Consider the following 26,211-nt stretch of genomic DNA (forward strand, 5'->3'; position numbering starts at 1 on the left):
CCGGGGGTCAGATGCCGGTGTAGTTCTCGGCGAAGAAGTCCTGGTGGGCGCGGGAGGTGCGCAGGCTCTCCAGGCGGGCGTACTGCAACTGGCGTCCGTAGCGGGCCTCGTCGCCGTCGCCGTCCGCACCGACGGGGCCGTGCAGCAGGCCGCTCATCCAGTGCGAGAACTCATGGGCCCGCCAGACCCGGGGCAGGCAGTCGGCGGCGTACCGGGCGAGGCCGCTGTCGTCACCGCGCAGCAGCGCGGCCTCGAAGGCGCGGGCCAGCAACTCGGCTTGGAGGACAGCCAGGTTGGCGCCCTTGGCCGCCGACGGGCTGATGAGCCCGGCCGCGTCCCCGGCCAGCCACAGCCGCCCGGCGCCCGGCGCCTCCAGCACGTCCGAGCACAGGTCGACGACCGCCTTCTCCAGGACGGCTCCCGTGCGCAGCGGCCCGAACTCGGCCGTGCGCATCCGGGTGGCCAGCTCGGTCCAGATCCGGTCCTCGCTCCAGTCGGCGGGGGCCGTGCCGCGCGGGCACTGGAGGTAGTACCGGGTGACGGTCGCGGTGCGCGCCATGTGACCGGCGAACCCGCGCGGGTGCAGGGCGTATCCGGTGGCCGGCATGCTGGGCGGGGCCGCGGCCAGCACGGCGAGCCAGGAGACGCCGTGGTCCCAGCGGGCGGTGCGGGTGCCGTGCGCGGTCAGGGTGGCGCGGCCGATCCCCCGGTGCCCGTCGCAGCCCGCGACGTACCGGCCGGTGACGTCCGCGCCGTCGCGCAGCCGGACCCGGCCCTCGGTGACGTGCGTCGCCTCGACGCCGAACCGGAGGTCGCCGCCGCGCCGCAGGTACTCGGCGACCAGGTCGCGCACCAGCTCCTGCTGGGGGTAGACGGTGTGCACCTCGCCACGGCCCAACGTGGCGTAGTCGAGGGTGAATTCACCTCGGTCGCCGCGGAACTGGCAGGTGGTGTGGGTCCTGCCGCGGGTGAGCAGGCCTGCCGCCAGGCCGTTCTCCGTGAGGACGCGCACGGAGCGGGCCGCGAGGAACCCGGCGCGGGCCCGGCCCTCCACCGCGGCACGGTCGCGCCGTTCCAGGAGCACGCAGTCGACGCCCCGGTCCAGCAGCAGGTTCCCCAGGACGAGTCCGGCCGGGCCGGCGCCGACGATCACTACCCCGGCCTGTGCTTCTGCCATGCCCGCCTTCTGAAGTCGCTTGTTGATCAAGGCTTGTTGATCAAGAGGTTTCATATCATCTGGATCCTGGATACAGTCGGGTGAACTATCGTGATTAGCCCTAAAGGGTTGCTGTTCGATACGAGAGGCCGTGGATAGGGTTCAGGGCGTGGAGCGCAGCGGCGAAGAGGCGAAGGCGCTGTGGTGGGGGTCGGCCGGGCTGGTGCTCGGGGTCACCGGGACCTCGGTGGTCGTCGCCGGCGCGGAGCACGCCGGACGGCTGTCCGTGGCACTGGCACTGGTCCTCGCGCAGGTTCCCGTGCTGCGCCGGCTGGTACGGGCCCCGGTCGCCGTGCTGGCCGCGACCACGGCCGCGGGACTCGCTGTGTGGGCGCTGCTGCCCGCGGTGACCCTGACGGGCGCGTTGCTCGCGGCCCAGATCGCACTGTGCGTACTGTCGGCGACCGGGCCGCGACGGGTGTCGGCCGGGGCGCTCGCGGCGATGTGCCTGCTCGCGCCGCTCGGCTGGGTGGCAGGCGGGCCCGCGGGGCTGACGGTCTATCTGCTGACGGTGGTGCTGGCGTGGACGGCGGGCCAGTGGCGCCGAGCGCACGGGGCCAGGATCCGGGCGGAGACGCGCCGTGCGGTCGCGGAGGAGCGGGCGCGGATCGCGCGCGAGGTGCACGACGTCGTGGCGCACACGCTGTCCGTGATGGTCGTCCAGGCCGCCGCGGCCGACGACGTGTTCGCGGAGCGCCCCGACCAGGCCCGGCAGGCACTGCGGGCCATCGAGACGGGCGCCCGCTCGGCGCTGGGCGAACTGCGGCTGCTGCTGCGGGCGTTCGGGCCGGGTACGCAGGAGGACGAGGACTCGGTCGGGGCCGGGGCCGGGAGGCGGACGCCGTCGCTCGCGCGTCTCGACGAACTGGCCGGGGCCGTGCGGGCGGCCGGGATGACCGTGCACGTGTGCCGTGAAGGTGCCGTCGACGGGCTGCCGGCCGCGGTGGACCTGGCGGCGTACCGGATCGTCCAGGAGGCCCTCACCAACGCGCTGCGGCACGCGGCCGGCGCCGACGAGGTGCGCGTGCGGGTGACGGCCGACGGAACGGGGGTGCGGGTGACGGTGGTGGACAACGGCCGTAGGCGACAGGGAGGTTCGGGGTCGTCGGGCGCCGGGCGCGGTCTGGTCGGGATGCGGGAGCGGGCCCGGCTGGTGGGCGGCAGCCTGCGGGCCGGTCCGCTGCCCGGCGGCGGGTTCGAGGTGGTGGCGCTGTTGCCTGCGGAGGGCGTGTCATGACGTTGCGTGTGGTGGTGGCCGACGATCAGGCCCTGGTCCGCACCGGGTTCCGGATGATCATCGACGCCCGGGACGACCTGGAGGTGGTGGGCGAGGCCTCCGACGGGCGGGAGGCGGTGCGGCTGACCCGGGAACTGGCACCCGACGTGGTGCTGATGGACGTCCGCATGCCGGTGCTGGACGGTATCGAGGCGACCCGGCGGATCGTGGCGGACGGCGGACCGGCCCGGGTGCTCGTGCTGACCACCTGGGACGCGGACGCGCATGTCGTCGACGCACTGCGGGCGGGAGCCAGCGGCTTCCTGCTGAAGGACATCCGCCCCACCGAACTCGTCGAGGCCGTCCGCAGCACCGCGCGCGGCGACGCGCTGCTCGCGCCGGCCGTGCTGAGCCGGGTCCTGGACCGGTTCCTGCGCACCACTCCCGATCCGGCACCACCGCCGTCCCTGCGGGACCTGACCGGCCGTGAGCGGGAGGTGCTGACCCTGATCGGGCAGGCGCTGTCGAACGCGGAGATCGCCGGGCGGCTCGGCCTGTCGGAGGCCACCGTCAAGAACCACGTGACCGCGGTGCTGCGCAAACTGGGCCTGCGCGACCGCGTCCAGGCCGTCGTCGCCGCCTACGACCACGAGCTGGTGCGGCCGCGCCGTCCCTGAGCCCGGTCTCCTCCTCAGGGAGGAGACCGGGCCGGGGTCCTCCCGTGTTCCCAGTGCCGACCCGTTCCCGTGGCCGATCCGCAGCCGGGGTGTCCGGTCCTAGCGTCGAGGGGTGACCGACGACCTGACCTGCCTCGTGTATCTGCTCGCCCACGACGAAGCCTCCGCGGGCCCCTACGACCGTTCCCGGACCGGACTGCTGGTCCGGGCCGCCGCGCTGATCGACCTCGCGCTGCGCGGCCGACTGCGGGAGATCGGCGGCACGGTCGCCGTGACCGGCACGGAACCGACCGGCGACCCCGTCCTGGACGGTGTGCTGCGCGATGCCTCCGGGCACGGCTGGCGGCAGCTGGTACGCCACCACCGCAGGCGGACCCTGACGGAGCTGGAGGACCGGCTGGCCGCCAACGGGCACCTCACCGTGCGGGCGCCCCGCGCCTTCTCCCGTGCCCGGCGGGTGACCCTCAGGGACCGCACCGCGGCCGCCGCCCTGCGCACCCGGGTCTCCGCGGTGCTGCACGGGGACGGCCCCGTGCGGGAGATCCCGGACGTCGACGCGGCGCTGCTGGCGCTCGCCGCGGCGGGCCGCATCCGCTCGGTCGTGTCACGGCGGGACCAGAAGGAGCTGCGGCCGCGCATCGACGCCTGCACGGGGCGGCTCGCGGCCCTCGCACCCGGCCTGGAGCAGGCCGTACGCGCGCTGCCGACGACCATGGTCGCCGCACAGGGCGGCATGGGCGGCGGCTGACGACCGGACGAACGCCCTGTCGAACGACCGACCGAACGGGGAGACGACGCCATGCACCGCACCCTGACCACCCTGGCCTGCACCCTGACCGCCGCACTCGCGACGGCCTGGCCGACGCCACCGGCCCCACCACCGGGACCGCCCCTGCTCACCGAGACGGCCACCACCGCGACCAGCGCCACAGGGGCCGCGACACCCGCCGCCCCGACCGCCGTCCGCACCCCCGGCGGCCTGGTCCGGGGCGCTGCTCACGGCGGCTACCGGACCTTCGAGGACGTTCCCTACGCCGCGCCCCCGGTCGGGCGGCTGCGCTGGGCTCCGCCGCGGCCTCCGGTCCCCTGGGCCGGGGTACGGGACGCCACCCGGCCCGCGCATGCCTGCCCGCAGCCGGCCGGTGAGGTGCCCGGCGGCAGCACCGACGAGGACTGCCTGCATCTGAACGTCACGACACCCGACGACGCGAGCCCGGCCCGTCCCAGGCCGGTGATCGTCTGGCTGCACGGCGGCGGCCTCACCACCGGCGCGGGCAGCTCGTACGACGCCCACCGCATGGCCACCCGCGGCGATGTCGTGGTCGTCACCGTCGACTACCGTCTCGGGGCCCTCGGTTTCCTCGCGCACGACGGGCTGCCCGGCTCCGGCACCTTCGGCCTGGCCGACCAGCAGGCGGCGTTGCGCTGGGTCCGTGCCGGAATCGGCGCCTTCGGCGGTGACGCGCACGACGTGACACTCGCCGGTGAGTCGGCGGGCGGTTACAGCGTCTGCGCCCAGCTCGCCTCGCCCGCCGCGGCAGGCCTGTTCGACCGGGCGATCATCCAGAGCGGCCCGTGCACAGGCCGCCCCGACCGGCCGTTCGCGCCGTCAGCCGTCCCCCTGTCCGCGGCACGGGCCACAGGCTCGGACTTCGCGACGCGGGTCGGCTGCGGCTCCGCCCGTGACGTGCCGGTCTGCCTGCGACGGGTGCCCGTCGCCCGGCTGCTCGCGGCCCAGGACACCGATCAACATCCCGCCTTCGACACCCCGTTGCTGCCCGGCGATCCCGCGGCGGCGATCTCCAGCGGCCACTTCCGGCACATCCCGGTGCTCCTCGGCGGCAACCACGACGAGGGCAACGGCTGGGCCGCCGGGATCATCCAGGCCGGAAACCCCGTCACCCCGGCCACCTGGCCCGACGTCGTGTCCGCCTTCTTCCCCGCACCGGGGCAGGCCGAGGCGATCGTCCGCGCGTACCCGGTGCACGCCACCGACGGCGGCCCGGTGTTCGGCGCGGTCATCGGCGACGCGGACTTCGCCTGCCCCACGGCACGTACCGACCGTCTTCTCGCCGCCCACGTCCCCGTCTGGCGTTACGAGTTCGCCGACGAACACGCCCCGCCGCTCACCCCGGGCACCCCGCCGTTCCCGCTCGGCGCACCGCACGCGAGCGAACTGCCCTACCTGTTCGACCTGGGCGGCCGTCCCCGTGACCTGACCGCGGCACAACACCGCCTGGCCGAAACGATGATCGACTACTGGACCCGTTTCGCCCGCACCGCCGACCCGAACGGCCCCTCGTCCCCGCACTGGCCGCAGGGGACGCCCCTCTCCCTGTCCCCGGACCACGTCAGCCCCGACAGGACGACCGGCCTCCGCCACCACTGCGCCTTCTGGGACACCCTGGGCTGACCGCCCGGTGCTGTCTCGACGGGGCGCTGGTCCGCTCCGACATCACCGAGCCTCCGGGCCCCGGGGGACGACGAGGTGCGCACGTCCCCCGGGGCCCCTCACACGGGTTCCCGGGCCGAGGCCTCGCGCCGCCGAAACCTCCAGTACCACTCGTTCTGCCTGGCCGTGGAGAACCCGATCACGGCGCAGGCCAGGGCCTGGCAGGCGACCGGCACGGCGGAGACGCCCCACCAGAAGGTGGGGGCCCCGGGCCGGGGACCCCGCCGCACCGGGAACTTGCCCTCCGGGTCGACGGTCACGGTGAGCCGGTCGCCCACGGCGAGGTGCGCGGCGCCCACCGTGCCGGCCAGCCGGTGACCCGACAGATCGGCCAGCCGGGCCACCTGACCCCCGTCGCTCAGGCCTCCCGCGCCGTCGGCGTGGAACACGGACGTCACGACCGCCCGCTCGACCCGACCCCGGTCGTGCAGCGCCTGCTGCTCCAGCGCGTAGACGAACGCGGCCGTCGTCAGCGCGACGCACACCGCGGCCAACACATCCAGCTTCCCGAACTCCCGGTACTTGTCGAGGAGGAGGAAGACCAGGCCGATCAGACAGCCGACCGCGAGGACGGCACCGACGAAGACGAGCTGCGACGCCCACCAGCCGGGCGCACGGGCCACTCCGTACGCGATGCCGAAGGAGCCGGCGGTCACCAGGGCGCTCGCGGGCACCGCCAGTACGGTCCACAGCGCCCGCACGGTCCACGTCCGCAAGCGGGGCGTCTCCTCGGCCTCTTTCATGACACGGTCTTGCCCAGGGCGTCACCTGGTGAAGCCGCCTGGCGGTGGCGCCGCAGGGGCAGGTCGACCTCGGCCCGTACGGTCTTTCCGGGCGCGTCGGCACGGTCGCGGTCCAGCTCCTCCCAACGGTCGGCCAGCGCGTCCACCAGCAGCAGCCCGCGCCCACCGTCGTCCAGCGGCCCAGGCGGCGGTACGGCCCCGGGCGCGGGCGGCCGTCGTTCGGCCCGCGTGTCGGTCACCTCGACGCGCACGCTCCCGGTCACCACCGTGACCCGCAACTCGAAGTCCCGGCCGGGCACGCGGCCGTGCGTCACGGCGTTCGCCGCCAGCTCCGCGACGATCACCGACACCTTGTCGACGACCTCCGCCGACGCGAACACCCCTCCCCATGCGTGCAGTTGGGCGACGGCGAGATGACGGGCCAGGCGTGCGCCACGCGTGGTGGCACTGAGCCGCTGGGCGAAAGTTCGACTCACGGTGACCGTGGTGGGGGGAGCTTCCATGCGCCCAATCTGCCGCCGGTGAGGGGTGGTTCTCCAGGTGACGGCCGCGTACGCCGCGCGGGCGTACGCGGTGACCGACTGGACCGTACCGGTCACCGACTGTGACCATTGCGCTCGGGAGGTGGCCTGCGTGGGCGAGGGAGTGGAGCCGGAGTCTTCCGACAGTCTGCGGACTTTCGGGGCGGTGGTCCAGGCGTTGCGGGAGCACGCCGGGCTGAGCAGGGAGGAGTTCGGCGAGCGGGTGCGGTTCTCGAAACACACGGTGGCGTCGGTGGAGTTGGGCCGCCGCATGCCGGACGAGTCGTTCGTGGAGGCGGCGGAGGGGGCCCTGGGCAACACGGGGGCGCTACGCCGTGCGGCGGGACACGTGGCCCGGCAACCGGGGTTGGCGGCCTGGTTTCGCCAGTGGGCGCGGATGGAGAAGTCTGCGATCAGCCTGTGCAACTACGAGTGCAGGATGGTCCCCGGGCTGTTGCAGACAGAGGCATACGCTCGGCAACTGTTCGCCGACGAACTCCCCCCGCTGTCCGACGAGCAGATCGAGGCCAGTTGGAAGGCACGAGGCGAACGCCAGCTCCAGTTGCGGGAACGGCCGAACACCGCCTTCAGCTTCATCCTGGAAGAGCACGCGCTCCTGCGCCAAACCGGCGGGGTGGAAGTAACGCGTGAGGTAATCGACCGCCTGTTGGAAATGACCCAGTTGCGGAACGTCGAGATCCAGATCATGCCGTTGGTCCAGAGCTCGCACGCCGGGCTGCACGGGCCTATCGCCCTGCTTGAGACTCCCGAGCACAGGTGGTTCGGCTACAGCGAAGGGCAGGAGAACGGCCAGATGATCGCCAACCCGCAAGTGGTCAGCGTGCTGCAGGGCAGGTATGCCAGGATTCGTTCACAGGCTCTCGCCATCCAGGACTCCGTGAGCCTGCTGCAACGGATGCGAGGGGACCTATGAGCATGACAGGCCTGGCCTGGTTCAAGAGCAGCTACAGCAGCGGATCCGGCGATAACTGCATCGAAGTCGCCCTCTTCTGGCACAAGTCGAGCTACAGCAGCAGCGGCGACGGCGACTGCGTCGAGGTCGCCCCCTGCCCCACCACCATCCACATCCGCGACTCCAAGAACCGTCAGGGCCCCCAGCTCGCCCTCTCCCCCGCCGCCTGGGCCAACTTCCTCGCGTACGCCGGAAAGTGACCGGGGCCGCCCGCTTCTCTTGCATGGTCGTGCCTCCGCGACCCGCGTAAAGGGCGCTGCGCGTCGCCTTCGGCGATGGGCCTGCGGCCCACCCTTGACACGGCTCGCTCCATCACGAGGGAGAAGCGAGCGAGCAGCCCGGGAAAGTGGCCGGCTCAGGCAGACAGCCCCCACGGTCGGCTGCGTTCGCGCCCGGCGTGAAGGAACGCGATCGCACCTCGACGGCACGCCGGGCCGGTCAAGCGGCGAACGGCGGGTGGCGAGTGACCGAAGGCCGGGGCCGGAGCAAGAGCGCGAGCCATCGGCTCCGTATCGGCCAAGCAGGCCGGAACGGCAGGGGCCGGGTGCCCGCAGGCGGCCAGAGCGGCCCCCCGCACCCAGGCGCTGTCGCGCCCCCACTTCCGGCGCGGATCTGGCCCACGGCTGGGAACACCCCGGTCGGCCCCCCGTTCCCCTCCAGCCGCCCGCACGCTTCTCTCCCGTGCGGGAGCGCACCTAGTCAAGGGTGGGCCGCAGGCCCATCGCCGAAGGCGACGCGCAGCGCCCTTTACTCGGTGCGCGGACGCACGATACTGGCCGGAGAAGCGGGCGGCCCCACGGTTCTCCTCCCACGGGCGCGGACACTCTTCGTCCATACGACCTACACAGGAAGCGAACGGCGTGATTTGATCTCGGCACTGCGAGTGCACCGGGGGAGATCCAGCCATGTCCAGACGTCTTTTCGCCGTGTTCCTGGCGCTCAGCGCCGCCGCCCTCACCTCGTGCTCCGACGGCGGAGGGGCGGCCCTGGCCGGTGCCGGGAAGGGCGGCAACCTCGTCGGGTACGCGCACACCCAGGTCGGCAAGGAGTACTGGGTGGCCATGCCGCAGCTGGAGAACACCTCGGGGAAGCCGCTCACCGTCCTCAACGGGAAGATCGTCGACGTGCCGGCCGGGCTGCGGATCACGGCGTACCGGGTGGTCAGCGACGGCGCCGGCCCTCACCCCATAGGGGTGGTGCCCGTAGGCGTCACGGACGACAGCGGCTCCGCCCACCAGGGCAGTTCGATCCGGATTCCGGCGCACACCCTGTCACACCTTTCCTACGAGGCCCGGGTCAAGGTGACCGGCACCGTGCACGGCGACCTGACCGACTGCCGCTACACGTACCGGCAGGACTCCACCACGCACCACGAGGACATCGGCTGCGACACCCGAATCCGCCTCGGCAAGCCCCTCAACGGCTAGCCGAACCGCTTCCAGCCCCCCTCGACCGACGGCCGGATACGCCACGAGCGATAGAATCGTGCCATGTCCGCCGACATCGACTTCCTGCCCAGCCGCCCGCACCGCGTCGTCGTGCTCGCTCTCGACGGTGTCTACCCGTTCGAGCTGGGGATCCCGAACCGGGTCTTCCCCGGTGTTCCCGGCGCCTACGACGTGGTGACGTGTGCGGCGACGCAGGACCGTACGGTGGCGACCAGCGCGGACTTCTCGGTCACCGTCGAGCACGGGCCGGAGGCGCTGGAACACGCGGACACCGTGGTCGTGCCGCCGTACGACATGGCGCGGATCTCGCAGGAGCTGCCGGAGCCCGTCGCCGCCGCGCTGGCGCGGATCCGGCCCGGGACCCGGATCGTCTCCATCTGCACGGGCGCGTTCGCGCTCGCGGCGGCCGGGATGCTCGACGGGCGCCCGGCGACCACGCACTGGGCGTTGGCGCCCCGGTTCCGGCGGATGTTCCCGCAGGTCGCCCTCGATCCCGACGTGCTGTTCATCGATGACGGGGACGTCCTCACCTCGGCCGGGGCGGCCTCCGGTGTCGACGTGTGCCTGCACATCGTGCGCTCCGACCACGGCAGCGCGGTCGCCAACAGCGTGGCCCGGCAGTGCGTCGTACCGCCCTGGCGGGACGGCGGCCAGGCGCAGTACATCGAGGCGCCGGTGCCGGACGAGGGGGCCACGGGGACGGCGGCCACCCGGGCATGGGCCCTGGAGAACCTGGAACGGCCGCTGGCGCTGAAGGAGCTGGCCGATCACGCCGGGATGAGCCGGCGCACCTTCGCCCGCCGGTTCCAGGAGGAGACGGGGACGAGTCCCGGGCGCTGGCTGATCCAGCAGCGGGTACGGCGCGCCCGCGACCTCCTGGAGACCAGTGACCTGCCGGTCGACCGCATCGCGGCGGAGGTCGGCTTCGCCACCGGTACGTCCCTGCGCCAGCACCTGCACGCGGCGATCGGCGTCTCCCCGCAGGCGTACCGGAACACCTTCCGGAAGACGCCCGCGGGTACGGGCTGACGGGTCACCGCGACGGGGTGCCGCGACGGGTCACTTCGCGGCGCAGTGCTTCCAGGCCAGGTGGTAGACGGTGCTGATGTCGCCGTCCGTGGAGTCCATGGTCATGAAGCTGACCTTGCCGGGGTTCGCGCTGCCGGCGTTCACCCGCAGCTCCGTGTTGATGTTGAAGTTGCGCTGGACCCCGCAGGGCGCCCAGACCAGCTGGGCCCAGTCGGTGGTGTCGGTGGCCTGCCAGTTGTCGTTGTAGGGGCCGGTGAAGGGGTGGCTGGCGGCGGCCGTGTTCGACGAGCCCTGGAAGTAGTACGAGGCCCGCTGGGTGCCGGTGGCGCCCTGCTGGAGGGAGGCGAAGCCGCGGTAGTCGGCGCTGGCGATGGCGTAGGTGAAGCCGCCCGGCACGTGGACCACCAGGTTGAGCTGGCAGTTGCGCCGGAAGGCGGTGGGGTCGGAGGTGCCGCCCGCCTGGGCGAGGTAGGCGCTGTAGGTGACGGTGAAGGCCTCGTTGTCCTCGGAGACGGCGACGGCGGTGGTCCCCGCGGGACAGCCGGAGCCGTTGACGGTGGCCACGTTGATGACGATCTTGTCCGGCGGCGGGTCGTCGAACACGGGCGACGACGCGGCCTTGGCCTGCGCGGGCAACCCGGCGGTGAGCAGCGCGGCGAGCGCTCCGCCGAGCAGGAGGCGGTGTCTCCTGGGTGCCATGGTTTCTCCAGTTCGGGTGATTCGAGTGGGGGGTTGCACCCGCGGTCCCGACGGTTCAACTTTGAAGAAACTGTGTGTTTCCTGTGAAGACCGGGGCGCTCGCATCGTAGGGACCATGGCATGAACCGGTCAGGTCGAACTCCGGCCATTCACAACGCCGGATTTCACAGCCGCCGCCCGGGACAGACGAGGGGGGAGCCGGGGAGGAGCAGCCTCCGCGGCGAAGCGTCCGACAGGAGCCCGATGTTCACGTACGCCGCAGCACTGGTCTTCCTGGTCTTCTGCGTCCGCGTGGTGCTGGACCCGCGCCGCTTCAGCAACGCCGTCCTCCTCGGGATCACCGTCGCCCTCGTGTCGGTCTCCGCGTTCGTACGCCCCGAACGGCCACCGGTGTCCCTGCGGACGACGGCCCTGGCCGCCTGCGCGCTGCTCGTGCTGGGCGCCCTCGCCCTCGCGTTCCTGCTGATGGCGAACGGCGTGAAAATGGTCCGCAGGGAGGGCAGCCGCCCCGGCAACCTGCTCACGCTGCTCACCGGGCTCGCCGTCCTCGGCTTCCTCACCCTGCTCGGCGCGGCCGTCGCCGGCCGCTCCCCCGCCCTGGTCCGCGTCGCGGCCTTCTCGACACCCCCGGTCGGCTACGTCTCCTTCCTCTTCCTCTGCTTCCTGGGCTACGCGCTCCTCTACGGCCGGCTGCCGATGCGGCGGAACGTGGACTTCGTCGTCGTCCTCGGCTGCGGACTCGTCGGCGGCTCCCGGGTGGGGCGGCTGCTGGCGAACCGGCTGGACCGGGCCCGGGGGCTGTACGAGGCACAGGCCGCCCGCGGCAACCCGCCGCTCCTGGTCACCTCCGGCGGACAGGGCGGCGACGAGGAGCTGCCCGAGGCCGACGCGATGGCCGCGTACCTGGTCGCGGCCGGGGTCCCCGAGGACCGGATCCTGCGCGAGGACCGCTCCCGCAGCACCGAGGAGAACCTGCTCTTCAGCAAGAGGATCATGCAGGAGGTGAAGCAGGAGTACCGGTGCCTGGTGGTCACCAACAACTTCCACGTGTTCCGGGCCGCGCTCACCGCCCGCCGGACCGGCGTCCGGGGCCAGGTCGTCGGGGCGCCCACCGCCCGGTACTTCTGGCCCGGCGCGACGATCCGCGAGTTCGTCGCGGTCTTCCTGCACTACGCGAAGACCAACCTGGGCATCTGCCTGGCCCTCGGCCTGCTGGGACTGGTCGCCTTCCGGTGAGCGGCGGTCACGGGTTCTCCCACGCCGCCGGTTCCGCCGCCAGCGCCCGTACCGGCTCCGGCAGCGCGTCCGCGGCGATGTCCGCCACCGTGACGCCTTCGAGGATCTTGCGGACGTTGGCGCGCAGCGCGATCCACAGGGGCAGCAACGGCTCGGCGGTCCCCGTGTACGCGAGGCCCGTCGGGCGCTCCCCGCGCACCGAGACGATCGGTCCGTCGACCGCGCGGATCAGGTCCGCCACGGTGATCGCGGACGCCTCCCTGGCCAGCCGGTAGCCGCCGCCCCCGCCGCGCCGGCTGTCGACCACCCCGGCCCGCCGCAGGTCGCCGAGGATGCTCTCCAGGAACTTGTGCGGGATGCCCTGCGCACCGGCGATCTCCTCCGCCGTCACGGGACCGTCCCCCTGCCGTACGGCGAGCTCCAGCACCGCCCGTACCGCGTAATCCGCCCGTGCCGAGATCCTCATGCGTCCATTGTGAGGCGTACTCCCGTGCAGAATGACCGGACCCGCGCCCCATAAGATCGCCCGGGAGGATCCCTTGGCGCTCAGCAGACGTACCTTCAGTGCACTCGCCGGCTCGGCCGCGCTCGGCTTCGCCCTGGGCGGCAGCGGCGGCCCCGGGGCGCCCGCGGCGTACGCGGCCCGCAGCGTGCCCACCGGCCCGCCGCCGCCCGCGCCGCGCGCCGACGGACAGCGGCACACCATCGGCTACGACCACCACTCCCTCGTCGTCGACGGCAGACGGCTCGTGGTGTGGTCCGGCGAGATGCACCCGTTCCGGCTGCCGAGCCCGTCCCTGTGGCGGGACGTGCTGGAGAAGATGCGGGCGCACGGCTACAACACGGTCAGCATCTACGTGGCCTGGAACTACCACTCCCCCGCGCCCGGCACGTACGACTTCACCGGGGTGCGCGACCTCGACCTGTTCCTGCGCACGGCCGCCGAGACCGGGCTGTACGTGATCGTGCGCCCGGGCCCCTACATCAACGCCGAGGTCGACGCGGGCGGCTTCCCCGGCTGGCTGACCGCCACCGAGGGCACCGCCCGCACCACCGACCCCACGTACCTCGGGCACGTCGACGGCTGGCTGACGGCCGTCAACCGCATCGTGCGCCGCCACCAGCTCACGGACGGCGGCGGGACCGTCCTGCTGTACCAGATCGAGAACGAGTACGACGGCCACGTCACCGACCCGACCGGCCCCGCCTACATGTCCCACCTGTACGAGAAGGTGCGGGCCGACGGCATCGACGTCCCCCTCTTCCACAACGACAAGGGCCGCAACGGCTACTGGATCCCCGGCTCCTTCGACACCGGCCGCGGGCGCGCCAAGTGGCTGTACGGCTTCGACGGCTACCCCGACCCCTCCCGCACCCCGCCCGACTGGGGGGACTTCGGGATCGGCGGCCCCAAGGGCGGCGCGACCGCCAGCCCCCGTACGCCCGGGTTCATGCCCGAGTTCGGCGGCGGCTGGTTCGACCCCTGGGGCGGGGTCGAGTTCGGCGGGAAGGGCTACGCCGGCTCCCGGGCGACCCGGGACGCGGCCTACGAACGGCGCTTCCACCTCACCCACCTCGCCAACGGCATCACCCTCCAGAACGTCTACATGACCTACGGCGGCACCACCTGGGGCTGGCTGCCCGCCCCGGTCGTCTACACGTCGTACGACTACGGCGCGGCCATCGACGAGGCCCGCAACGTGACGCCGAAGATCGCGCCGATGCACCAGCTCGGCCATCTCCTGCAACGCGTCCCGGACTTCGCGAAGCTGGAGCGCGCGGCGGACGTCCACGCGGCCGGGCTCAAGGCGTACCACCTCACCAACCCGGACACCCGGGCGCATGTGTACGTGCTGCGCAACGACGGCGCCGGCGAGGTCACGTCCACGCTGCGGACCCACGCGGGCGACGACGTCGAAGTCACCGTCCCGGCCCACGACGCCCGGCTCCTCACCGCCGGACTCTCCCTCGGCAAGCGGACGCTGCGCTACTGCACCGCCCAGCCGATGTTCGTCCTCACCGCGGGCCGCCAGGACGTCGCCCTGTTCACCGGCCGCTACGGGGAGATGGCCCACCTGGTCCTGGACTGCCCGTCCGAGCCGTTGGTCCAGCGCCTCGACCCGGAGGCCGCCTGGGTCTACAACCAGGACGTCCTGCACGTCACCGCCCCGCTCGGCAAGGGCGGCCTCACCCGGGTCCTGGTCCAGGGCGGCGAGAGCGACACCCCGCTGCTGCTGCTCTTCGCCGACGACGCGACCTCGGTACGGCTGTTCCCGTACGACACGCCGTCCGGGACCGTGCTGGTCTACGGCCCGGCGCTGGTGCGCCACGTGACACTGGACGGGGAGACCGTGCGGCTCACCGGGGACACGGTCGGCCCGACCGGCCTGGAGGTCTGGGCACCGCGCGGGATCACCGCCGTCACCTGGAACGGGCATCCGGTGCCGACCCGGGTGGGGCTCTCGGGGAGCCTGGTGGCCACGTCACTGCTGGCGGGCGCGCCGAAGCCGGCGCTGCCCGCGCTCGGCGGCTGGCGCCGCAAGGCCGAGAACCCCGAGTCGGCGGTGGACTTCGACGACTCGAAGTGGACGGTCGCCGACCGGAAGACGTCGTTCAGCACCACGCCCGTGCCGGACGGTCAGCCGGTGCTCTTCGCGGACGACTACGGCTTCCACTACGGGGACGTCTGGTACCGGGGCCTGATCGAGGACGCCTCGCTGAGCGGCCTGGAGTCCGTCTCCCTCGCCTACAGCACCGGCACCCAGGGCATGCTCATGGCCTGGCTGGACGGGAAGCCGCTGGGCTCGCACCGGATGCCGGTGCCGGACGCGAAGACGGTCCGGCAGGGCAGCTGGACCGCCACCGCGACGTTCTCGGTGGCCGGGGCCGGGCTGTCCAAGAAGGCGCTGAGGAAACGGCGCCATGTGCTGTCCGTGCTGGTGCGGCGCATGCAGCACGACATGGACGGCCGGTCCGACGACGCCCAGAAGGCGGCCCGCGGGCTGACCGCCGTGACCTTCGAGGGGGCTTCTCCGAAGGCGGGCTGGCGGATCCAGGGGGCCGGCGCCGCCGACCCGGTGCGGGGGCCGCAGAACAACGGCGGGCTGTACGGGGAACGGGAGGGGTGGCACCTGCCCGGGTTCGCGGACGGGCCGTGGGAAGAGGTCTCGCTGCCGCGCGCCGACAAGGGGATGGGGGTCAGCTGGTACCGGACGGAGTTCCGGCTGGCGGTGCCGGACGGGGTGGACGCGTCGGTGGGGCTGGTGCTGGAGGACGATCCGGCGCGGGCCTACCGGGTGCAGATCTTCCTGAACGGGTGGAATCTCGGGCAGTACGTCAACGACGTGGGGCCGCAGCACACGTTCGTGCTGCCGAACGGGATCCTGCGGACCCGGGGTGCGAACACGTTGGCGTTGGCCGTGCTGGCGGACGGGACGAGCGAGGTCGGGCCCGGGGTGGTGCGGCTGGAGTTGCTGGGGAGTGCGGCCGGAGGGGTTGAGGTTGTGGGGGTGGACTCCCCCGGCCGTTGACTGCGGGTCGTGGGGGGTTGCTCGCGCAGTTCCTCCCCCAGCCTTCGGCCGGGGGTACCCCCAGCGCCCCTGAGGGGGCGCGTTGACCCCTACGTCAGTCGGATGACATTCCAGGACAACGGTTCCAGTGTGGCCTGGAGTGTGCCGTCGGTCAGAGTGGTGCCGGTGGCCTGGTGCGGTACGACGCGCTCCGGGTTCTCCAGGGTGTTGCGGGCGTCGGGGTCCGCGTCCGACAGGACGCTGTGCTCCGCCACGGACGTCAGGCCGAGGGCGCTCAGGGCGACTTCGAGGGGCAGTGCCTCGGTGCGGCTGCGGTTGACGGCGAAGACCGTGACCGTGCCGTCGTCCGCGCGGACCGCCGTCGCGTGCAGGAGGTCCGTCTCGCCGTACTTCTTCGTCTCGTGGGTCGGTGAGTCGACCCGGACGTCCAGGACCTGGCCCCGGCCGTGGCGCGACGCCTGGGCGAACGGGAAGAACGTCGTCTGGCGCCAGGCCGGGCCGCCCGGTTCCGTCATGATCGGGGCGATCACGTTGACCAGCTGGGCCAGGCAGGCGACCGTGACCCGGTCGGCGTGCCGGAGCAGGGCGATGAGGAGGGAACCGAAGACCACCGCGTCCATGACGCTGTAGTTGTCCTCCAGCAGGCGGGGGGCCTCGGCCCAGTCCCGCGCGGCGGAGTTCTCGATCTCGTGCCACCTCGACGTGTACCAGACGTTCCACTCGTCGAAGGAGAGGTTGATCTTCTTCTGGGACTTGAGCCTGGCGCCCACGTGGTCGCAGGTGGCGACCACGTTCTCGATGAAGGACTCCATGTCCACGGCGGAGGCCAGGAAGGAGTCGAGATCGCCGTCCTGGGGCTCGTAGTAGGCGTGCAGGGAGATGTAGTCGACCAGGTCGTAGGTCTCCGCGAGGACCGTCGCCTCCCACTCGGCGAAGGTCGGCATGGACTGGCTGGAGGAGCCGCAGGCGACCAGTTCCACGGACGGCTCCAGCTGGCGCATGGCGCGGGCGGTCTCGGCGGCGAGGCGGCCGTACTCCTGGGCCGTCTTGTGGCCGGTCTGCCAGGGGCCGTCCATCTCGTTGCCCAGACACCAGAGCCTGATGCCGAACGGGTCCTTGTCGCCGTGGGCGGCGCGGAGGTCGGAGAGGGCGGTGCCGGAGGGGTGGTTGGCGTACTCCTGGAGTTCCAGGGCCTCCGCCACGCCCCGGGTGCCGAGGTTGATCGCCATCATGGGCTCGGCCTGCGGACCGACCTTCTTGAGGAAGGCGATGTACTCGGAGAGTCCGAAGCGGTTGGTCTCCGTGGACCGCCAGGCGAGGTCGAGGCGGCGGGGGCGGTCCTCGGCCGGCCCGACCGAGTCCTCCCACTTGTAGCCGGAGACGAAGTTGCCGCCGGGGTAGCGGAGGGTGGTGACGCCGAGTTCGCGGACCAGGTCGAGGACGTCCCGGCGAAGGCCTTCGGCGTCGGACGTGGGGTGCGTCGGCTCGAAGATGCCGGTGTACACACAGCGGCCCAGGTGCTCGACGAAGGAGCCGAAGAGACGGGGGTTGACCTCGCCGACGGTGAAGGCGGGGTCGAGGGTGAAGCGGGCGGTGCGCAATGTTCGCCTTTCGAGGTGGGTGGTTCTCCATCGTGGGCGGGTGGGGGTGCGTTCGACATACCGGATCATGCCCGTGACCTCGAACGGACCGTAAGATCGAAGCGCCTGCGCGTCAATGGGTCCGGCGCGACTTTCCCGCGGTGGCTTTTCGGTTGCGATGCGGCAGGTGCGGCCCGTTAGCCTGCCGGGGAACCCGGCCGTCGTCAGTCAAGGGAGTTCCGCCGTGCCCCGCATAGCCCTCGCCACCTACGACCCCGGCGCGGAACCGAGCAAGGACCAGGACCTGCCGGTGCTGCTGCGGGCGCTGGCCGACGCGGGGGCCGAGGCCGTCGCCCGGCCGTGGGACGACCCGGAGACGGAGTGGGGCGGCTACGACCTGGTCCTCCTCCGCTCCACCTGGGACTACAGCTGGCGTCTCGACGAGTTCGTGGCGTGGGTGGAGCGGGTGGGCAAGGCGACCCGGATCGCGAACCCGGCGGAGGTGGTGCGGTGGAACACCGACAAGCGGTATCTCGGTGACCTCGCCGCGGCCGGTGTGCCAGTGGTGCCGACCCGGTACCTGGCCCCCGGCGACCCGGCCGGCTCCGCCCTCCCCGCCGACCGCGACTTCGTGGTCAAGCCCACCTTCGGCGCCGGCGCCCGGTTCGCCGCCCGCTACACACCCGGCGAGCACGACACCGCCCTGCGGCACCTCGCCCGGATGCACGAGGAGGGGCTGACCGCGATGGTCCAGCCGTACGTCTCGGGCATCGACGTCAGCGGGGAGCGGGCGCTGCAGTTCTTCGGCGGACGGCTGCTGCACGCCAGCCGCAAGCAGGCCGTGCTCACGCCGGGCACGGCGTACGACGCGGACAAGGTGGCCCATCCGGACCTGGTGGTGTGGACGCCGACACCGGCCGAACTGGCCGTGGCGGAGCGCGCGTTGGCCGCCGTACCGGAGGCGCCCGAGCTGCTCTACGCCCGGGTGGACCTGGTCGACGGCGAGGACGGCCGGCCGCGGGTGATGGAGCTCGAGCTGGTCGAGCCGAACCTGTTCCTGTTCCTGCACCCCGGTTCGGTGGCCGCGGTCGCGGAGGCGGTCATCGGCGCGGCCCGTCGATGACGGCGGTGCGCTGGAGCAGGCCCCAGGTGAACTCGGCGACCGCCTGACGGCCGTCGGGAAGGGGCAGGGCCAGGCCCCACCGGGTGGGGGCGGTGCCCTCCAGGGGGCGGGCGGGGGCGAAGGCGCGGGCGGCCTCGTCGATCGTGCAGGACCAGGGGGTCAGGTCCGCGTAGGTCTCCAGGGTGGGGGCGGGCGCCTCCGGGTCGCGGACCAGCCACTCGTTCCAGACCGCGCCGCCGCCCGCGACCAGCACCTCGAAGCGCAGGGTGGGCCAGAGCGGGAGCCGCCACTGCCACACCACGCACTCCAGGTCGCCGACCGTGCGTTTCGCCTCCCGATGGGGCGGCCCGAGCACTGAACGGTACCGGGCGGCGGCGGACCGGGACCGGGGCGAGCGGACCATCGCCTGCCAGCGCTTGTTGGCCTCCCTCATGTCCGCGAGGGACGCGCCCAGTTCGCGGCGGGCGTCCTCGACCAGGTCCGGATTGTGGTCGGCCATGCGGCGCAGCAGCACCAGCTGGAAGTCCAGTTGCACAGGACCCATGGTGCACCTCTGGCTGCCCGGCTCGTTCCCGGCCATTGCCCGGGCAATCCCCGATGGCTAGCCTGTGTTCGTCATGCCGATCGCCTGTTGATATCTCGAACGGCTCCACCGCTCCGACGAGATCTGGCGCTTAGACCCAAGGGAGGGGGCCGGACGTGGGACGCCTTGTGCCTGCCGTGACCCGGGCTCTCGACATTCTTGAGCTCTTCCTGGACGGGGACGGGACCCTCTCCGCCCCCGACATCGTGCGCAAACTCCAGTTGCCGCGGACCACCGTGCACGAACTGGTGACCACGCTCGCCGCCCGCTCGTACATCGTGCCCGTACCCGGACAGCCCGGACGTTACCGGCTCGGCGTGCGCCCGTACCAGCTCGGCAGCCGCTACGCCGAGCAGCTCGACCTCGCCGCCGAGGGCCAGCAGGTCGCCCGGTCCGTCGCCGAGACCTGCGACGAGACCGTCCACGTGGCGATCCTCGAAGGCACCGACGTCATCTACATCGCCAAGGTCGACTCCACGCACGCGGTCCGCATGGTCTCCGCCGCGGGCCGCCGGCTGCCCGCCCACTGCACCTCCGTCGGCAAGATGCTGCTGGCCTCGCTGCCGGAGCCGGAGCTGTCCGCGCGCATCCCGGACGGCGCCGACCTCGTCCGCATGACACCGAACAGCATCACCGACCCGGACGCGCTGCGCGCGGCCCTCACCGAGATCCGCGCGCGCGGCATCGCCGTGGAGAGCCGCGAGTCCAACCCCGACGTCTCCTGTGTCGCCGCGCCGGTCCGCGACCGCACCGGCCAGGTCGTCGCGGCGCTCTCCATCTCCGTACCGATGATCCGCTGGAGCGACGAGCGCCGGGACGAGCTGGAGCAGCTCGCCGTGAAGGGCGCCGCGGAACTCTCCGAGCGCCTCGGCCACCGGAGCGTGGCATGACGACGACGGTGCACACCGCGTACGAGGTCGCGGTCGCGGCGGAGGCGACGCTCGGCGAGGGCCCGACGTGGGACGCGGCGACCGGCCGCCTGCTCTGGATCGACATACTCGGCTCCCGCGTCCACACGTACGATCCGGCGACCGGGCGCCGTACGACCCGTACGACCGACCAGCACGTCGGCGCGGTGAAGCCGCGTGCGAACGGCGGGCTGGTGCTCAACCTCCGGGACGGCGTGGCGCTCCTCGACCCCGACGACACGTTCCGCTGGCTGCACCGCGAGCCGGTGCCCGGCCGCCGCGCCAACGACGCGGCCGTCGCGCCCGACGGCTCGCTGTGGGCCGGCACGATGCGCTACGACGAGGCGACGGGCGGGGGCACGCTGTCGCGGGTGGGGGCCGACGGGGCGGTGACGACGCTGCTGCCGGACGTCACCGTCAGCAACGGGACGGGCTGGAGCCCGGACGGCCGCCTCGTCTACTACGTCGACACCCCGACCCGCCGGGTGGACGTCTTCGACTACGACGGCGGACTCCCCCGCAATCGGCGGCCGTTGGTGACGATCGAGGAGGGCGCCGGGTTCCCCGACGGGCTGACGGTGGACGCGGACGGCTGCGTGTGGGTGGCGCTGTGGGACGGGAGTGCGGTGCGCCGCTACACGCCGGCCGGTGAGCTGGACCGGGTCGTCACACTGCCCACGCCGCGTACGACGGCGTGCGCGTTCGGCGGCGCCGGGCTGACCGATCTGTACGTCACGACGGCGCGCGTGGGGCTGGCTGCGCCGCAGGCGACGGCCGGGTCGCTGCTGGTGGTTCCGGGGGTCGGGCAGGGGGTTGTCCAGCCGGTGTTCGCGGGATAGGGGGTTGAGGTCCGGGGGGCGGGGTCGTGTTTCGGCTGCGGGTGCGTGGGGGCTGATCGCGCAGTTCCTCCCCCAGCCTTCGGCCGGGGGGACCCCCAGCGCCCCTTAAGGGGCGCTGTGCTGGGCGTGGCTCGATCGGTCGGCGGTGGGGGCGGGGTCGGTGGGGTAGGAAGGATGCGTTCGGGTGTCGATCGGTGAGGGGCGTGGCATGTCGGGTCTGTTTCCGGAGCTGGTGGGCGAGCGGGTCGCGTTGCGGTTCGGGGGGCGGTCGCTGACGTACGGGCAGCTCGCCGGGGCGGCCGGGGCCGTCGCCGGGCGGGTGCGGGGCGCCGCGCGGGTCGCCGTGTGGGCGACCCCGGAGCTGGAGACCGCCGTCGCCGTCGTGGGCGTCCTGCTCGCCGGCCGGGCGGCCGTCCCTCTCAACCCCAGGTCGGGCGAGAAGGAACTCGCGCACATCCTCTCCGACAGCGCGCCGACGGCCGTGCTGGCCGCACCCGGCGCCGAGCTGCCGCCCGCCCTCGCCGGTCTGCCCCGCATCGACGTCGACACGCAGGCGGTGGGCCCGGTACCGGAGGACGACTCCACCGAGTCCGACCCCGCCCTCGTCGTCTACACCTCCGGCACCACCGGACCGCCCAAGGGCGCCGTCATCCCCCGCCGGGCCGTCGCCGCGACCCTGGACGCGCTCGCCGACGCCTGGCAGTGGACCGGGGAGGACACCCTCGTCCACGCCCTGCCGCTCTTCCATGTGCACGGGCTGGTGATCGGGATCCTCGGGCCGCTGCGGCGCGGTGGCTGCGTCCGGCACCTGGGGCGGTTCGACACCGCCGGCGCCACGCGTGAGCTCAGCGACGGCGCGACCATGATGTTCGGCGTCCCCACCATGTACCACCGCATCGCCGAGGCCCTGCCCGCCGACCGCGAGCTCGCGCGGGCGCTGGGCCGGGCCCGGCTGCTGGTCTCCGGTTCGGCCGCGCTGCCCGTCCACGACCACGAGCGGATCGCGGCGGCCACCGGGCGCCGGGTCATCGAGCGGTACGGCATGACGGAGACCCTGATGAACACCAGCGTGCGGGCCGACGGTGAGGCCCGCGCGGGCACCGTCGGCGTGCCGCTGCCGGGGGTGGAGCTGCGGCTGGTGGAGGAGGACGGGACGGCGATCACGGCGTACGACGGGGAGAGCGTCGGCGAGATCCAGGTGCGCGGCCCGAACCTGTTCACCGAGTACCTCAACCGGCCCGACGCCACCGCCGCCGCCTTCACCGCCGACGGCTGGTTCCGCACCGGGGACATGGCGGTACGGGAGCCGGACGGCTATGTGCGGATCGTCGGCCGCAAGGCCACCGACCTGATCAAGAGCGGGGGTTACAAGATCGGTGCCGGTGAGATCGAGAACGCGCTCCTCGAACACCCCGGGGTGCGGGAGGCCGCCGTCACCGGGGAGCCGGACGCCGACCTGGGTGAGCGGATCGTCGCCTGGATCGTCCCGGTGGATCCGCAGTCGCCGCCCCCGGCCGAGGAGTTGGCCGGCCATGTCGCCGGCCGGCTCGCCCCGCACAAACGCCCGCGTGTGGTCCGCTACCTGGACACCCTCCCCCGCAACGACATGGGGAAGATCATGAAACGGGCCCTCGGTGAGCATGCCTGAGCGGCTCTCCGCCCGGCGGTTCCTCGACCTCGTCACCGACCCCGGCACGTTCACCGAACTCCCGTACCCGGCAAGGAAGTCCGCGCCCGACGGCCCGCTCGGCTGGCAGGGTTACGACGCCTCGCGCGCCCGCGCCGCCGCACGCACCGGCGAGCGGGAGTCGGTCGTGATCGGCACCGCGCGCGTCGAGGGCACGGCGGCCGTGCTGATCGCGTTCGAGTTCGGGTTCCTCGGCGGATCGCTGGGCGAGCGGACCGGGGACCGGCTGGAGGCGGCGTACGGCCACGCCCGGACGCACCGGCTGCCGGTCGTCCCGCTGGTCGCCACCGGCGGCAGCCGGATGCAGGAGGGCATGCTCGCCCTGTCCCAGCTCCAGCGGGTGGCACGGCAGTCGGCGCTCACCCGCGAGGCGGGGCTGCCCCAGATCGCGGTCCTGCGGGACCCGACGACCGGCGGCGGCTGGGCCACCCTGGGCGCGGGCGCCGACGTGATCCTGGCGCTGCCCGGCGCCCAGGTCGGTTTCGCGGGCTCCCGGGTCCGCCCGCCGGACGCGGACCCGGCCGCGTACACGGCGGACGCCCAGCTGGCGTCGGGGGCGGCGGACGCCGTGGTGCCCCTGGCGGACCTGAAGGCGTCCCTGGGGTTGTGGCTGCGGCTGCTGACCTCCCCCTCCGCACGGCCCGCCGAGCCGCCCGCCGCCCTCGGCGACCCCCGGTTGCCCGGCACCGGCTGGGCGGCCGTCCGGCGGGCCCGGGACCCGCGGCGCCCGCGCGCCGGCGCCTACCTGGACGCCTATTTCAGCCGCCGGGTCGCCCTGGTCGGCGACCGCTGCGGGGGCGCGGACCCCGAGGGGATGCTGTGCGGGTTCGGGGAGCGGGACGGCCGTACCGTCGCCTTCGCCGCGCAGACCGGTACGGCGACCCGGCCCGCCGGATTCCGCACCGCCACCCGTCTGATACGGCTCGCGGACCGGCTGGGGATCCCCGTGCTGACCCTCGTCGACACCCCGGGCGCCGCCAACGACGCGGAGGCGGAACGGCAGGGCGCGGGCGCCGCGATCGCGGAGCTGTTCGGCGCGGTGGCCGCCGCCCGTACGCCGGTCACCACGCTCGTCATCGGCGAGGGCGGCTCCGGCGGGGCACTGGCACCGGCCGCCCCCGACAACACCTGGGCCACCCCCGACAGCTACTTCTCGGTGATCGCCCCGGAGCTGGCGGCGGCGATCCTGAAGCGGCCCCCGGAAGCGGTCGAGACCACCGCCGACCAACTGCGCATCCGCCCCCAGGACCTGCTGGCCCTGGGCGTGATCCGAGGCATCGTCCCCACCGCCCCCTGACCACGACCGGCGGCCCTCCCCGGTGGCGTTCGGGCCCGAACCCCCCATTCAGCGGCGCCCCGCCCGGCCCCCTCCCGCAGGCGCGCCGCCGGCATCACCCAGAGGATGCGAAAGAAGCCGTCGTCCGCCGTCCCACGGCCCGCGCACTCGGGAGGATCGCCGTGACCGTCAGTCTGGAGCAGTTGCGCCGCTGCCATTTCGCCGTCGATCTCGGGGCCGCCCGCACCCGGGTGTACGTGAAGGGCATGGGGCTGGTGGTGGACCAGCCGTCCGTCGCCGCGATGAACACGCGGACGGGTGCCCTGATCGCCGTGGGCGAGTTCGCGGAGAAGATGACGGGCCGTACCCCCGACTACATCCGCGTGGTGCGTCCGATCTCCGGCGGCACGGTGGTCGACATCGAGATGGCCCAGCGGATGCTGCGGCAGCTGCTCGGCGACCGGACCCGCCGCATGCTGCGCCGCAAACCCCGGCTGCGGGCCGCCGCCTGCACCCCGCACGACGCCGACCCGCTGGCGCAGCGGGCCACCATCGAGACGCTGGTGGGGCTCGGCGCGCGGCGGGTGGAGCTGGTCGACACGCTGATCGCCGCGGCCGTGGGGTGCGGGCTGCCGGTGGAGCGGCCGGAGGCGACCATGATCCTCGTCTGCGGGGCGGCCGCCACCCAGGTGGCCGTGCTCTCCCTCGGGTCGATCGTGCGCGCGGAACGGATGCCCGTCGGCGGTGAGTCGGTGGACCACGCGATCGTGCAGCTGCTGCGCCACGAGCACGAACTGATGCTGCCGAGTCAGGCGGTACGGCCGTTGCAGCTGGCCCTCTCGGAGAACGGGCTCACCCCGCACGGGCCGACGTCCACGGAGATCCACGGCCGGGACGTGGCCACCGGCCTCGCCCGCAGCGTGCAGGTCGACACGGCGGCCGTCCGGGACGCCATCCAGACACCCCTGACCGCCGTCCTGGACGGGATCGGCAAGGTGCTGCGGGACTGCCCGCCCGACCTGGTCGCCGACCTCGCCGACCGCGGGATGGTGATGGTCGGCGGGTCCGCGCTGCTCCCCGGCTTCGACCAGCTGCTGCGGCAGGCCACGGGGATGCCGGTGCACATCGCGGAGCGGCCGGACGTGTGCGCCGTCCAGGGCCTCGGCGAGATGCTGGAGGGCCGCATCGAGCCACTGCTGCTCGGCCCGCGGTCCTGCTGAGGACCCCTCAACCGGCCCACCTCGCCGACCTGGTGCATGCTGGGGCCGAGGTCGGCCCTTGCACGCTGTTCGCTAGCATCCCTGAGCATGACAATGCGGGGGTACCGGTTGGGTGTTGTGGCGGTGCTGGCGGCGCTCTGCGTCTCCGGTACGGGACGGCCGGAGGTCATCCGTACGGCCTCGGACCTCGGCCCCCTCCCGGCCGACCGCTACGACTACACGCCGCAGGACTACCAGCGATCGCAGCAAGCATCTGGTTTGCTGGTCCGGCAGTGCATGGCCAAGCACGGCCACCCGGACTTCCCGCTCGACCCCCGCTACCCCAGCGATCCCCTCGTCGCCATCGCCGTCGCCACCGACTACGGTGCCCTGGATCTCGCCGCCGCCCGCCGCTGGGGCTACGGCTGGGACCCGGCGAAGTCCCAGGTTCTGCGGCCGAAGGGCCGTCGCATGACCGACGCCGAGTACGCGGACTACCCCGCCTGCGACGCGGAGGCGAGCCGGCGGCTGCTGCGCGGCATCGACGTCAAGCGGGACTGGCTTTACGCACTGACACGGGCGGTCGAGGTCGACAAGGCGGTCAAGCGCGACCCGCGCCTTCGGGCGGCGTGGGACGTGTGGTCCCGCTGTGTGGCGGACCAAGGATTCACGCGCTATCCCGACCCCGGGGCGGCGTACACGGACACCGCCTGGCAACGGGGCAGTGACGGCAACACCCGGCACACGGCGCGGGAGCGGGCCACCGCCGCCGCGGACGTCACCTGCAAGCGCCGCCACCATACGGCCGAGCTCTGGCACGCTGTCCGGGCACGGAAGCAGGCCGCGGACATCTCCAGGCACCGCGCCCGCTACACCGCCGGGCTGCGGGCGCTGCGGACGTACCGTGCCCACGTCGCCGAGGTGCTCCGGACGCTTGGCTGAAGGTCGTCCCGTCACCGCGGGCTGGGCCTGGTCCGAACCAGCTGCCTGGGTGCCGGTCCTCTGGCGGCAGCTGACGGATCCCGCGTCGCCGCGGACGGCAGCCGTGACCAGGAACATCACTATGGCCGCGGCCACTTCGACCAGCCCTGGGCGAAGGTGCGCCCGGACCCGTCCGTGATCTTGCGGCCCCCCCGGGCAGGCTGGTGAGCGAGGGCTGCTGGCAGCGTGACTGGCCGCCGTGGTGGTAGGGGGCCCGGCGGTGGCATCGACGGACCGCGCTCGCCGCGCTCGTCATGCGCGCACCGCACATCACGAGCGGCCTGACCACGCTGGG

General features: G+C 73.2%; 24 protein-coding genes. 17 read left to right on the forward strand and 7 right to left on the reverse strand.

The features are described 5' to 3' along the window. Positions 1 to 7: 7 nt before the first annotated feature. On the reverse strand, positions 8 to 1,177 hold the full coding sequence (locus tag ACZ3KP_RS38430) for a 4-hydroxybenzoate 3-monooxygenase (RefSeq protein WP_467505479.1): 1,170 nt from the start codon (positions 1,175 to 1,177) through the stop codon (positions 8 to 10). 148 nt (positions 1,178 to 1,325) lie between these two features. On the opposite strand from ACZ3KP_RS38430, the gene ACZ3KP_RS38435 reads away from it, so the two are divergent. The 4 genes from ACZ3KP_RS38435 to ACZ3KP_RS38450 all read left to right on the forward strand — a co-directional run bounded on the left by ACZ3KP_RS38435 (position 1,326) and on the right by ACZ3KP_RS38450 (position 5,522). Next, positions 1,326 to 2,453 (forward strand): sensor histidine kinase, encoded by a 1,128-nt coding sequence (locus ACZ3KP_RS38435; RefSeq protein WP_467505480.1) that lies wholly within the window; start codon positions 1,326 to 1,328, stop codon positions 2,451 to 2,453. Next, a complete protein-coding gene (locus ACZ3KP_RS38440; protein WP_467505482.1) occupies positions 2,450 to 3,109 on the forward strand; it encodes a response regulator in 660 nt (219 codons plus the stop codon). The genes ACZ3KP_RS38435 and ACZ3KP_RS38440 overlap by 4 nt, the downstream gene beginning before the upstream one ends. A gap of 112 nt (positions 3,110 to 3,221) precedes the next feature. Continuing rightward, a complete protein-coding gene (locus ACZ3KP_RS38445; protein WP_467505484.1) occupies positions 3,222 to 3,857 on the forward strand; it encodes a GOLPH3/VPS74 family protein in 636 nt (211 codons plus the stop codon). A gap of 51 nt (positions 3,858 to 3,908) precedes the next feature. After that, entirely contained in the window at positions 3,909 to 5,522 is a 1,614-nt protein-coding gene (locus ACZ3KP_RS38450) for a carboxylesterase/lipase family protein (RefSeq protein WP_467505485.1), read from the forward strand. A gap of 98 nt (positions 5,523 to 5,620) precedes the next feature. On the opposite strand, the gene ACZ3KP_RS38455 is transcribed toward ACZ3KP_RS38450, so the two are convergent. Together ACZ3KP_RS38455 and ACZ3KP_RS38460 are read right to left on the reverse strand one after the other, a co-directional pair. Continuing rightward, entirely contained in the window at positions 5,621 to 6,277 is a 657-nt protein-coding gene (locus ACZ3KP_RS38455) for a hypothetical protein (RefSeq protein ID WP_467505487.1), read from the reverse strand. A gap of 23 nt (positions 6,278 to 6,300) precedes the next feature. After that, positions 6,301 to 6,807, reverse strand: a complete 507-nt coding sequence (locus tag ACZ3KP_RS38460; RefSeq protein ID WP_467505488.1) for an ATP-binding protein — start codon at positions 6,805 to 6,807, stop codon at positions 6,301 to 6,303. Positions 6,808 to 6,928: 121 nt separating this feature from the next. Between ACZ3KP_RS38460 and ACZ3KP_RS38465 the strand changes: the two genes are divergently transcribed. From ACZ3KP_RS38465 to ACZ3KP_RS38480, 4 genes are all read left to right on the forward strand, one after another. Further along, on the forward strand, positions 6,929 to 7,759 hold the full coding sequence (locus ACZ3KP_RS38465; RefSeq protein ID WP_467505526.1) for a helix-turn-helix domain-containing protein: 831 nt from the start codon (positions 6,929 to 6,931) through the stop codon (positions 7,757 to 7,759). Further along, positions 7,756 to 7,998 carry a DUF397 domain-containing protein gene (locus tag ACZ3KP_RS38470; RefSeq protein ID WP_467505489.1) on the forward strand — a complete coding sequence of 81 codons (243 nt, stop codon included), beginning with the start codon at positions 7,756 to 7,758 and terminating at the stop codon, positions 7,996 to 7,998. The genes ACZ3KP_RS38465 and ACZ3KP_RS38470 overlap by 4 nt, the downstream gene beginning before the upstream one ends. Positions 7,999 to 8,703: 705 nt before the next feature. After that, positions 8,704 to 9,225, forward strand: a complete 522-nt coding sequence (locus ACZ3KP_RS38475) for a hypothetical protein (RefSeq protein WP_467505491.1) — start codon at positions 8,704 to 8,706, stop codon at positions 9,223 to 9,225. 63 nt (positions 9,226 to 9,288) lie between these two features. Further along, on the forward strand, positions 9,289 to 10,275 hold the full coding sequence (locus tag ACZ3KP_RS38480) for a GlxA family transcriptional regulator (RefSeq protein ID WP_467505492.1): 987 nt from the start codon (positions 9,289 to 9,291) through the stop codon (positions 10,273 to 10,275). 30 nt (positions 10,276 to 10,305) lie between these two features. Here ACZ3KP_RS38480 and ACZ3KP_RS38485 read toward each other — a convergent pair whose 3' ends face one another. Beyond that, complete coding sequence (locus ACZ3KP_RS38485) at positions 10,306 to 10,974, reverse strand: DUF4360 domain-containing protein (RefSeq protein WP_358970892.1); 669 nt, start codon at positions 10,972 to 10,974, stop codon at positions 10,306 to 10,308. A gap of 243 nt (positions 10,975 to 11,217) precedes the next feature. Between ACZ3KP_RS38485 and ACZ3KP_RS38490 the strand changes: the two genes are divergently transcribed. Beyond that, the gene (locus ACZ3KP_RS38490; RefSeq protein ID WP_467505495.1) at positions 11,218 to 12,210 is read left to right on the forward strand and encodes a YdcF family protein; all 993 of its coding nucleotides are present in this window, start codon (positions 11,218 to 11,220) and stop codon (positions 12,208 to 12,210) included. Between the two features lie 7 nt (positions 12,211 to 12,217). On the opposite strand, the gene ACZ3KP_RS38495 is transcribed toward ACZ3KP_RS38490, so the two are convergent. Next, complete coding sequence (locus ACZ3KP_RS38495; protein WP_467505497.1) at positions 12,218 to 12,676, reverse strand: RrF2 family transcriptional regulator; 459 nt, start codon at positions 12,674 to 12,676, stop codon at positions 12,218 to 12,220. Between the two features lie 73 nt (positions 12,677 to 12,749). Between ACZ3KP_RS38495 and ACZ3KP_RS38500 the strand changes: the two genes are divergently transcribed. Continuing rightward, positions 12,750 to 15,740, forward strand: a complete 2,991-nt coding sequence (locus tag ACZ3KP_RS38500) for a glycoside hydrolase family 35 protein (RefSeq protein WP_467505498.1) — start codon at positions 12,750 to 12,752, stop codon at positions 15,738 to 15,740. An 89-nt stretch (positions 15,741 to 15,829) separates the two neighbouring features. Here ACZ3KP_RS38500 and arfA read toward each other — a convergent pair whose 3' ends face one another. Then, entirely contained in the window at positions 15,830 to 17,341 is a 1,512-nt protein-coding gene (gene arfA / locus ACZ3KP_RS38505; RefSeq protein WP_467505527.1) for an arabinosylfuranosidase ArfA, read from the reverse strand. 223 nt (positions 17,342 to 17,564) lie between these two features. On the opposite strand from arfA, the gene ACZ3KP_RS38510 reads away from it, so the two are divergent. Further along, positions 17,565 to 18,443, forward strand: a complete 879-nt coding sequence (locus tag ACZ3KP_RS38510; RefSeq protein WP_467505500.1) for an ATP-grasp domain-containing protein — start codon at positions 17,565 to 17,567, stop codon at positions 18,441 to 18,443. Here ACZ3KP_RS38510 and ACZ3KP_RS38515 read toward each other — a convergent pair. Continuing rightward, positions 18,421 to 19,023 (reverse strand): hypothetical protein, encoded by a 603-nt coding sequence (locus tag ACZ3KP_RS38515; protein ID WP_467505502.1) that lies wholly within the window; start codon positions 19,021 to 19,023, stop codon positions 18,421 to 18,423. The two genes, ACZ3KP_RS38510 and ACZ3KP_RS38515, sit on opposite strands and share 23 nt — an antisense overlap. 119 nt (positions 19,024 to 19,142) lie before the next feature. Here ACZ3KP_RS38515 and ACZ3KP_RS38520 point away from each other — a divergent pair, with 119 nt between their 5' ends. The 6 genes from ACZ3KP_RS38520 to ACZ3KP_RS38545 all read left to right on the forward strand — a co-directional run bounded on the left by ACZ3KP_RS38520 (position 19,143) and on the right by ACZ3KP_RS38545 (position 25,877). Continuing rightward, a complete protein-coding gene (locus ACZ3KP_RS38520; RefSeq protein WP_467505504.1) occupies positions 19,143 to 19,916 on the forward strand; it encodes an IclR family transcriptional regulator in 774 nt (257 codons plus the stop codon). Then, positions 19,913 to 20,773, forward strand: coding sequence for an SMP-30/gluconolactonase/LRE family protein (locus ACZ3KP_RS38525; RefSeq protein ID WP_467505506.1), 861 nt, complete (start codon positions 19,913 to 19,915; stop codon positions 20,771 to 20,773). The genes ACZ3KP_RS38520 and ACZ3KP_RS38525 overlap by 4 nt, the downstream gene beginning before the upstream one ends. A 208-nt stretch (positions 20,774 to 20,981) precedes the next feature. Then, positions 20,982 to 22,421, forward strand: coding sequence for an acyl-CoA synthetase (locus ACZ3KP_RS38530; protein WP_467505508.1), 1,440 nt, complete (start codon positions 20,982 to 20,984; stop codon positions 22,419 to 22,421). Further along, complete coding sequence (locus ACZ3KP_RS38535; protein ID WP_467505529.1) at positions 22,414 to 23,757, forward strand: carboxyl transferase domain-containing protein; 1,344 nt, start codon at positions 22,414 to 22,416, stop codon at positions 23,755 to 23,757. Before ACZ3KP_RS38530 ends, ACZ3KP_RS38535 begins: the two co-directional genes overlap by 8 nt. Positions 23,758 to 23,918: 161 nt before the next feature. After that, on the forward strand, positions 23,919 to 24,956 hold the full coding sequence (locus ACZ3KP_RS38540) for a rod shape-determining protein (protein ID WP_467505510.1): 1,038 nt from the start codon (positions 23,919 to 23,921) through the stop codon (positions 24,954 to 24,956). An 87-nt stretch (positions 24,957 to 25,043) separates the two neighbouring features. After that, a complete protein-coding gene (locus ACZ3KP_RS38545) occupies positions 25,044 to 25,877 on the forward strand; it encodes a hypothetical protein (protein WP_467505511.1) in 834 nt (277 codons plus the stop codon). Positions 25,878 to 26,211: the final 334 nt, after the last annotated feature.

The sequence above is a fragment of the Streptomyces sp. NPDC020958 genome (assembly GCF_055562175.1).

Coding starts and splice junctions, on each gene's coding strand:
- ACZ3KP_RS38530 (WP_467505508.1), top strand. CDS start 20,982: ATGTCGGGTCTGTTTCCGGAGCTGGTGGGCGAGCGGGTCGCGTTGCGG.
- ACZ3KP_RS38490 (WP_467505495.1), top strand. CDS start 11,218: ATGTTCACGTACGCCGCAGCACTGGTCTTCCTGGTCTTCTGCGTCCGC.
- ACZ3KP_RS38525 (WP_467505506.1), top strand. CDS start 19,913: ATGACGACGACGGTGCACACCGCGTACGAGGTCGCGGTCGCGGCGGAG.
- ACZ3KP_RS38440 (WP_467505482.1), top strand. CDS start 2,450: ATGACGTTGCGTGTGGTGGTGGCCGACGATCAGGCCCTGGTCCGCACC.
- ACZ3KP_RS38480 (WP_467505492.1), top strand. CDS start 9,289: ATGTCCGCCGACATCGACTTCCTGCCCAGCCGCCCGCACCGCGTCGTC.
- ACZ3KP_RS38450 (WP_467505485.1), top strand. CDS start 3,909: ATGCACCGCACCCTGACCACCCTGGCCTGCACCCTGACCGCCGCACTC.
- ACZ3KP_RS38470 (WP_467505489.1), top strand. CDS start 7,756: ATGAGCATGACAGGCCTGGCCTGGTTCAAGAGCAGCTACAGCAGCGGA.
- ACZ3KP_RS38460 (WP_467505488.1), bottom strand. CDS start 6,807: ATGGAAGCTCCCCCCACCACGGTCACCGTGAGTCGAACTTTCGCCCAG.
- ACZ3KP_RS38430 (WP_467505479.1), bottom strand. CDS start 1,177: ATGGCAGAAGCACAGGCCGGGGTAGTGATCGTCGGCGCCGGCCCGGCC.
- ACZ3KP_RS38535 (WP_467505529.1), top strand. CDS start 22,414: ATGCCTGAGCGGCTCTCCGCCCGGCGGTTCCTCGACCTCGTCACCGAC.
- ACZ3KP_RS38495 (WP_467505497.1), bottom strand. CDS start 12,676: ATGAGGATCTCGGCACGGGCGGATTACGCGGTACGGGCGGTGCTGGAG.
- ACZ3KP_RS38515 (WP_467505502.1), bottom strand. CDS start 19,023: ATGGCCGGGAACGAGCCGGGCAGCCAGAGGTGCACCATGGGTCCTGTG.
- ACZ3KP_RS38475 (WP_467505491.1), top strand. CDS start 8,704: ATGTCCAGACGTCTTTTCGCCGTGTTCCTGGCGCTCAGCGCCGCCGCC.
- ACZ3KP_RS38485 (WP_358970892.1), bottom strand. CDS start 10,974: ATGGCACCCAGGAGACACCGCCTCCTGCTCGGCGGAGCGCTCGCCGCG.
- ACZ3KP_RS38545 (WP_467505511.1), top strand. CDS start 25,044: ATGACAATGCGGGGGTACCGGTTGGGTGTTGTGGCGGTGCTGGCGGCG.